This window comes from Deinococcus sp., from assembly GCF_025362455.1.
GTDB lineage: Bacteria > Deinococcota > Deinococci > Deinococcales > Deinococcaceae > Deinococcus.
The window spans coordinates 1-8,118 of sequence record NZ_JANYGJ010000155.1; the positions used below are offsets into that span (position 1 = coordinate 1).

Consider the following 8,118-nt stretch of genomic DNA (forward strand, 5'->3'; position numbering starts at 1 on the left):
CCGTGCCGGTTGAAATTGCGGTGGTCATCGGCGGCGAACGAGCTGTCACGGGTCATCTTGCCGGTCAGCATGCCGCTCGCCAGCGGCACCCGCGCCAGGATGCCCACATCCGCTGCCTTCGCCGCCGTGAAGAACTGCTCAGCGGGCTTGAGTCGGAAGGCGTTGAAGATAATCTGCACGGTGGACACGTTCGGGTGCTTGATCGCCGTGATTGCTTCGTCCACCGTTTCCACGCTGACGCCGTAGGCCCGCAGCAATCCTTCCTGCACGAAGCCGTCGAGAACGCCGAACACCTCAGGGTGGTCGTAGACCTCGGAGGGTGGGCAGTGAAGCTGGAGCAGGTCGAGGCTGTCTGCCTCCAGGTTCTGCACGCTGCGCTCGATGAAGCCGCGCAGGTTGCTCTCGTTATACCCGCCCGCCACGTGTGGATTCAGGCGGCGCCCGGCCTTGGTCGCCACATAAAACGGCTCGCTTCTCTCACGCCGCAGCCGGGCGATCAGGCGTTCGCTAAGCCCGTCGCCGTACACGTCGGCGGTGTCGAAGAGGTTGATGCCCAGGTCGAGTGAGCGGTGCAGGGCGGCCACCGCGTCCTGCTCGGTCACCTCGCCCCAGGTGCCCCCGATGGCCCAGGCACCGAAGCTGATGGTCGAAACGTCGTATCCGGTTTTTCCGAGGCGGCGATAGTGCATGGGGGAGTTTATAGCGCGGCGGGGGAGCGGCAGTAGGGCAGTAGGGCGGGGTGAAGAGAGAGTATGGAGCTGACTCGTGTGTCGCGGTGGCTCTACAGGAAAACCCATGAAAGGCACCGTTCGCAACTGGGGCAACAGCCTCGCCATCCGTATTCCACGCGACTACGCCAGCAGCTTGCAGCTTCGGGACGGCAGCGACGTTCGGCTCGAACTCACTGAGCAGGGCTTACTCATCGTGCCCAGTCGCCCGAACCGGCGAACGTTGAAGCTAGCTGATCTGCTCATCGGCGTGACGCCCGAACAGGTGGGCGGCGAGGAGGACCGGGGCGAGGCGCAGGGTCAGGAAGTGTGGTAGTCCCGAAGAAGGGCGATTTGATCTGGCTCAATCCGCAGGCCAGACACGAACAGGCGGGCCGTCGTCCGGCGCTGGCGCTGACCAACTCCATGTTTCACTCGGCGACTGGGCTTTTGTTCGCCTGCCCGGTTACCAGCCGCGTCCGGGGGCTGCCCTTCGAGGTGCCCCTCCCGCCCGGCCTGAGCATCGGCGGCGTGATTCTGGTCCACCATGCCCGCTCGGTAGACTGGAGGGCTCGCCAGGCGGAAGTGATCGAGGCGGTGCCGGAAGAGACGCTCTTTCAGGTGCTGGACATCCTGAACGCGGTGACGGAGGCGGTGGAATGAGCATACGCCCGCGCCCATTCGAGCGGGTTCCGGCTACACTGAAATTCTAATGCTCAAGAAGTTGAACAGGAACCGTGATGTGGTCATGCCCGCTTTCGCGCCGACCATGACCGAAGCCGACGTTCAGGAATGGCGGGCGCTGCTGGCGCAGGCCGCTCCGGCCACGCCTTTCATGCGCCTGATCGGCCTGGTGACTGGCCTGGTCGTGACCGACAATGCGCCGCCTGCTCAGGCCCTTTCGCTGCTTGGCGTGAAGGGCGTCCCGGCACGGCTGACCGAGCTGACGCAGTGTTACGCCAAGGAGCTTCAGGCGGCGCTGGACGCCGACGCCTACGCGCCACCGCCCGAACTCTCCAGCGACCTGAGCGCCGTGACCGACTGGCTGGAGGGGCTGGGCCAGGCCAGCATCCTCAACTTCCAGCGCTTTATGTTTATTCTGGTTGCCCCGGAGGACATGAGCATCCTGCGCGAAGTGCTTCTCGCGGTGGCGGCCTTTGCGTCCTGGCCGCTGGGCGCACCTGAATTGCGCGACCCTCCGGCTGAAACCCGCAAGCAGTGTCAGCGCAACCGGCAGCATTTTCTGAGGCAGTGGTCCAAGGAAAGCCTGAGTGAGCGCCGAGCCTTGATGGTCGACCTGGTGACGACGCTGGGCACCGGCTTCGCGCTGGCCTCGGTGGTGCCCGGTTTGGGACCGTCCGGCTCAGGATCGTTCGGGTCGTCGGGTCTCGGCGCTTACGACATTCTGAATTCCGGCGGCACGCGGCGCGTGGGGCGCAAGACCGGGCCGAACGAACCCTGTCCGTGTGGCAGCGGCAAGAAGTACAAGAAGTGCCACGGCGCTCCCGGTGCCGGTCCCCTCCCTGCGGTGCTGCCCTCAGTCCATGAGCCGATTTGAGCGCCTCACCGTAAGGCCCGCCGTGATGGGCGGCAAGCCGTGCATCCGGGGTCTGCGGACTACGGCGAGCACGGTGCTGGACCTGCTGGCCGCCGGATACACCACCGAGCGGATCTTGCAGGCGTACCCACTGCTGGAAGCGGAGGATATTCAGCAGGTCGTGGCGCATGCGGCTTTCCGGCTCGGCGAGCAGGAAATCGATCTGCACGCCTCGTGAGGGTGCTGATCGACATGAAGCTCAGCCCGGAGTGGGTCGGTGTCTTGAGTGCGGCGGGGCACGACGCCGTGTACTGGTCCAGCGTCGGTGCTGCGAAGGCGCCTGACCTCGTCAAGCCCCACCCTCACTGACACCCACCCCGCCCCGCCCTAAACTGTCCCCATGACCCAGCCGGACGCCAATACTTCCCACGTTCACCTGCCAGACGGCTCCTGCTGCGCACCTAAACGGTTTGCCCACCTCCACCAGCACACCCAGTACAGCCTTCTCGACGGCGCGGCCAAGCTCAAAGACCTGCTCAAATGGGTCAAGGAAGTTACGCCCCAGGGCACCCAGGCCGCCTGCGCCATGACCGACCACGGCAACATGCACGGCGCCGTTCACTTCTACAACTACGCCCAGGCGCTGGAGGTCAAACCGATCCTCGGCTACGAGGCGTATGTGGTGCCGGGCGAGGGCACCCGCCGTGACCGCAAACCCGGCGTGAGCGGCGAGAAGGGAATTTTTCATCTGACATTACTTGCCCGCGACTTTGAAGGCTACCAGAACCTGTGCCGCCTGAGCAGCCGGGGCTACACGGAAGGCTACTACTACAAGCCCCGCATCGACCACGAGCTGCTGCGCGAGCACAGCGGGGGCGTCATCGCCTTCTCCGGCTGCCTGGGCAGCGAGGTCCAGCAACTGCTGATGCAGGGGCGCGAAGACGAGGCCAAGCGGCGCCTGATGTGGTACAGAGATCTCTTCGGCGAAAATTACTACATCGAAATTCAGGATCATGGTCTGCCCGAACAGAAGCGCAACAACCCGATTCTGAAAGCCTGGGCGCAGGAACTCGGCATCGGCATGGTGGCGACCAACGACGGGCACTATGTTAAAAAGTCCGACAGCGCGGCCCACGAAACCTTGCTCGCCATTCAGACCAAAGCCGTGATGGCCGACGAGAACCGCTTCAAGTTCCCCTGCGACGAGTTCTACGTCAAGGACTTGCAGGAGATGCACCGTGCCCTGCCGCCCAGTGAGTGGGGCGAGGAGCTGTTCGACAACACCGCCCACATCGCCGATCTGTGCAACGTGGAGCTGCCGGTGGGCAAGAAGCGCGTCTACCAGATGCCCGCTTTGCCGATCCCGGTGGGCCGCACCATGGCCGAGGAACTGCGCGTGCAGACCTACGCCGGGAGCCTCAAGCGCTACCCCAACCACGTGACACTGCCGCTGCTGCGCGAGTACGCCGCCCGCAGCGTGGAGGCGCTGGAGCGCGGCGAGCGTGAGCGCGTGCTGAGCCGCGTGGACGGCTGCGACGCCGCGAGCTGCGACCAGGAGACGCTACTCACCCTGATCGCCTTCCTCGGCAGCGAGTGGGAGGCGCGGGGCAAGGCGGTGGAGGCGAAATACACCGCCTATCCGGCCCTGGAAGTGATGGAGGTGGGCGCCGTGGACGGCCCTATTCCCGATTACGCCTGTCTCGACTGGCAGCGCAGTAAGAACCTGGACCGCGATAAGCCGATGACCCTCGACCCTGGCAGCGAGGAAGAGGCCACCTGCCGCGCCCACCACACGCACGCCTTAGTTCTGCTGCGCCGGGCCGAGTACGAACTCTCGGTCATCAACAACATGGGCTTCCCCGACTACTTTCTGATCGTGGCCGACTACATCAACTGGGCCAAGGACCAGGGCATCAGCGTGGGGCCGGGGCGCGGGTCGGGCGCGGGGTCGCTGGTGGCCTACGCCATGCGGATCACCAACCTCGATCCGCTGGAATTCGAGCTGCTGTTCGAGCGCTTCCTGAACCCTGACCGCATCAGCATGCCCGACTTCGACATCGACTTCAACGACGCCCGCCGCTCGGAGGTCATCGACTACGTGCAGCACAAGTACGGCGAGGACCGGGTGGCCCAGATCGCCACCTTCGGGACGATGGCCTCGAAAGCCTGTCTCAAGGACGTGGCCCGCGTGATGGGTCTGGAGTACGCCAAGGTCGATAAGGTATCAAAGCTCATTCCCATCAAGTTCGGCAAGAGCTTTTCATTGGAGCAGGCCCGCGACGCCGTGCCGGACATCCAGCAGCTTCTGGCCGAAGATTCGCAGCTCAACGAAGCCTACGAGTTCGCGCTGAAACTCGAAGGTCTGACCCGCCACGCCTCGGTCCACGCGGCGGGCGTGGTGATCGGGCGCGACAAGCTGACCGACCTGGTGCCGGTGATGCGCGACACCTCCGGCGCGGGCATGGTCTGCCAGTACGACATGAAGGCGGTGGAAGACATCGGCCTGATCAAGATGGACTTCCTGGGCCTGCGGACGCTGAGCTTTCTGGACGAGGCCAAGCGAATATTGCGCGAATCGCAGAATCAGGACGTGGACTTCGACGAGATGCTGCACCGCAAAGTTGGTGCGCCGACGTACCAGCCAATTCCCTACGACGACGAAGCGACCTTCGAGATGCTCAGCCGGGGCGACACCAAGGGCGTGTTCCAACTCGAAGGCGCGGGCATCGCGGACGCCTCCAGGCGCCTCAAGCCGCGAAGACTGGCCGACATCATCGCCCTGTCCGCGCTCTACCGCCCCGGCCCGATGGAGAACATCCCGACCTACGTGCGCCGCCATCACGGCCAGGAAAGCGTGGACTACGTGCGCGACGGCTTTCCAGTGAGTGCTCAGTGGTTGGAGAAAATCTTATCGGAAACCTACGGCATCCCCGTCTATCAGGAACAGATCATGCAGATCGCTTCGGAAGTGGCCGGATTCTCGTTGGGCGGCGCGGATCTGCTGCGCCGGGCGATGAGTAAGAAGGATACGGCGGAGATGGCCCGTCAGCGTCAGATTTTTGTCGAAGGCGCAGGAAAGAATCAGATTCCCAAAGAAGAGGCCAATAAATTATTCGATCTGCTGGATTCCTTTGCGAACTACGGGTTCAACAAGTGTTTGACGGGCGATACCCTGGTGCCTATTGCGGGCGGCGAGTTGCGGCGCATTGAAGACCTGTACCGCGAGGGCCAAAGCGTTCAGCTCCCCAGCGTCAACGCCCAGTACCGCCTGGAGTTGCGGCCCACCGGGCAATTTTTCGACAACGGCATCAAGCCGGTCTTCGAGGTCAGGACCGCGCTCGGCAAGCGCCTGAGCGCCACCGGCAACCATCCGCTGCTGACGATGGACGGCTGGCGCCACGTCGAAGACCTGAAGGCCGGGGACCGCATCGCCGCGCCTGCCCGGCTGCCGGAACTGGGAACTACGCACTGGCCGGAGCACCAGACCGCGCTGCTCGGCTGGATTCTGGCCGAGGGCAACACCTGCCACCCCCACGGCGCCTACCTCTACAGCCAGAAGCCCAGCCAGGTCGAGGACATGGTGCAGGCCGCCGAACAGTTTGCGAATACCAGACCGACGGTCAAGCAGCGCCCGGAGCGCCAGAACGTCTACGACATCTATTTAGGGTCGGGCGTGCGGGGCAGCACCGGAGGCAAATCCGGTGTGCGGCTGTGGCTCGAAACCCTGGGCATGATCGGCGTCGGGGCGACCGAGAAGCGCCTGCCTGCCGCCGCCTTCCGGCTCGCCAACGCCGACCTGGCGGTGCTGATGGGCCGTTACTGGTCGGGCGACGGTTTCGTGTTCGCCCCCGACAACACCACGCCGTATGCGGCGACCTCTTCACGCGGTTTAGCCGAAGACCTGCAACACATCCTGCTGCGGCTGGGGATGGTCAGCAAGCTCACCGAGAAGCCTGAAGTTTATCAACACAGCAGCTATAAGTACAAAGACGACACCGCAGGCCGTACCGGCTACACCCTGCACCTGCTGGGGCGCCGCAGCATGGACCGCTTCCTGGCCGTGATCGCGCCGCATCTGGTGGGCCGCGACGACCAGTTGGAGGCCATGCAGAGTTACTACGCCGCCATGCCCGTTGACCGCCAGTATTCATATGCACAGCCGGTGGATACCTTGCCCGCTTCCGTCAAAGCGAAAGTACAGGCTGTCAAGGACGTCAGCGGTCTGACCTGGCGCGAAGTCGAAGCGCAGAGTGGTGTATGTAAGTGGCTAGCGGCTACAGTTCCAGGCATCCGGGGAAAGCGCCCGAACGCCTTCCACCTCCGCCCCCAGCCACTCTTGGCTACTCCCGTTGGTCGGGGTGATTCCTTCGTCATCACCCGCCAGGTACTTACCAAGGAATTCTACGGCGCTCCCAAGCCCCATAAGGAGGGCTTCCGGCGCAGCACCGTGCAATTGCTGGGCGAATTCTTCGAGAGCACTGAACTTCAGGAGCTGTGCAGCGACGACCTCTACTGGGACACCATCACCAGCATCGAAGCGGCGGGCGAGGCGCAGACCTACGATCTGGAAGTACCGGGCACGCATAACTTCGTGGCCAACGATCTGATCGTCCACAACAGCCACTCGGCGGCCTACGGCGTCATCACTTACCAGACCGCCTGGCTCAAAGCAAACTATCCCGTCGAGTTCATGGCGGCCCTGCTGACCGTCGAGCGCCGCGATTCCGACAAGGTGGCCGAGTACGCCTCCGACGCCCGCAAGATGGGCGTGAACGTCCTGCCGCCCGACATCAACAAATCGGCCCCGGACTTCCGAGTCGAGGGCACTGACATCTACTTCGGCCTCTACGCTATTAAAGGGCTGGGCGAAAACGCCGTGCTCAAGATTCTGGAGGAGCGCGAGCGGGCCGGGCGCTTCAAATCGCTGGCCGATTTCTGCTCACGCCTGGACAAGAACGTGAACCGCAAGGGCCTGGAAAGTCTGATCAAGTCGGGCGCCTTCGACGCCTACGGGGAGCGGGCGCAACTGCTCGGCAGCCTGGAAGAAGCGCTGGCCTGGGCACAGGGCGCCGCCAGTATGCTCAACTCCGGCATGGACGCGCTGTTCGGCCTCGACCAGACGGCGCCGGAGCCCAAACTGAGGACCGGCATTGCGCCGCTGGGTGAGCTGGAAAAACTCAAGCTGGAAAAGGACGCGCTGGGCCTGTACATCTCCGGTCATCCGCTGGAGCAGCACGAGGGCCTGCGCGAGGCCGCCAGCGTGCGGATCGCCAACCTGGAAGCCTGGTTCCTGAGCCAGCCGCCCGGCAAGGCGGTGGGGAACCGTGGCCCCCGCGTCAAGGCGGTGCTGGCGGGCATGATCGAGAACGTGGTCAAAAAGCCCACCAAATCCGGCGGCATGATGGCCCGTTTCAACCTGGCCGACGAGAGCGCCACCATCGAGCTGGTCGGGTTTAGCCGCGCCTACGACCGCATTCAGGACAAGCTGATCGGCGACACGCCCGCGCTGGTGATCGTGGAGATCGAGAGCGAGGAGGGCGGGATGCGGGTCATCGCCGAGGAAGTCATTACCGCCGAGCAACTGGAGGGCGTGCCCAAGGTCATGTACGTGGACATCGACCTCGACAGCACCTCACCGGACGCGCTCAGCGAGTTTCAGAGTGTGCTGGACGAGCACGCGGGCAGCCTGCCCACCTTCCTGAGAATGCAGGGCGCCGAGCAGTTCGTGGTCTACCAGCTCGAAAAGGGCCTGGGCAGCAGCGACGCTTTGCGGGTACTCAACGCCACCTTCCCCTGGAGCCGCTGCTACCTGGCGTATGACCAGGCCACCATCCTCAGCCGCTTTGCGCCCAAGCCCCCCGCCTGGGCGAACAG

Annotated in this window: 6 protein-coding genes; 5 read left to right on the forward strand and 1 reads right to left on the reverse strand. The window is 64.1% G+C overall.

The window, feature by feature from the left end; translation table 11 throughout:
• Positions 1–689, reverse strand: a 689-nt coding sequence (locus tag Q0R23_RS11900; protein ID WP_293913300.1) for an aldo/keto reductase, incomplete at its 3' end; no start/stop codon positions are given.
• Between the two features lie 106 nt (positions 690–795).
• On the opposite strand from Q0R23_RS11900, the gene Q0R23_RS11905 reads away from it, so the two are divergent.
• The 5 genes from Q0R23_RS11905 to dnaE form a co-directional block, all read left to right on the forward strand.
• Positions 796–1,044 carry an AbrB/MazE/SpoVT family DNA-binding domain-containing protein gene (locus Q0R23_RS11905; protein WP_293913301.1) on the forward strand — a complete coding sequence of 83 codons (249 nt, stop codon included), beginning with the start codon at positions 796–798 and terminating at the stop codon, positions 1,042–1,044.
• On the forward strand, positions 1,038–1,370 hold the full coding sequence (locus Q0R23_RS11910; RefSeq protein ID WP_293913303.1) for a type II toxin-antitoxin system PemK/MazF family toxin: 333 nt from the start codon (positions 1,038–1,040) through the stop codon (positions 1,368–1,370). The genes Q0R23_RS11905 and Q0R23_RS11910 overlap by 7 nt, the downstream gene beginning before the upstream one ends.
• A 49-nt stretch (positions 1,371–1,419) precedes the next feature.
• Positions 1,420–2,265, forward strand: a complete 846-nt coding sequence (locus Q0R23_RS11915; RefSeq protein WP_293913305.1) for an SEC-C metal-binding domain-containing protein — start codon at positions 1,420–1,422, stop codon at positions 2,263–2,265.
• On the forward strand, positions 2,252–2,482 hold the full coding sequence (locus tag Q0R23_RS11920; protein ID WP_293913307.1) for a DUF433 domain-containing protein: 231 nt from the start codon (positions 2,252–2,254) through the stop codon (positions 2,480–2,482). The genes Q0R23_RS11915 and Q0R23_RS11920 overlap by 14 nt, the downstream gene beginning before the upstream one ends.
• Before the next feature lie 162 nt (positions 2,483–2,644).
• Positions 2,645–8,118 (forward strand): DNA polymerase III subunit alpha (gene dnaE / locus Q0R23_RS11925; RefSeq protein WP_293913308.1); only part of this gene is annotated, 5,474 nt, incomplete at its 3' end.

What these genes read in the sequence shown, in the direction of transcription:
- Q0R23_RS11915 (WP_293913305.1), top strand. Translation starts at nt 1,420, where the DNA reads ATGCTCAAGAAGTTGAACAGGAACCGTGATGTGGTCATGCCCGCTTTC.
- Q0R23_RS11920 (WP_293913307.1), top strand. Translation starts at nt 2,252, where the DNA reads ATGAGCCGATTTGAGCGCCTCACCGTAAGGCCCGCCGTGATGGGCGGC.
- Q0R23_RS11905 (WP_293913301.1), top strand. Translation starts at nt 796, where the DNA reads ATGAAAGGCACCGTTCGCAACTGGGGCAACAGCCTCGCCATCCGTATT.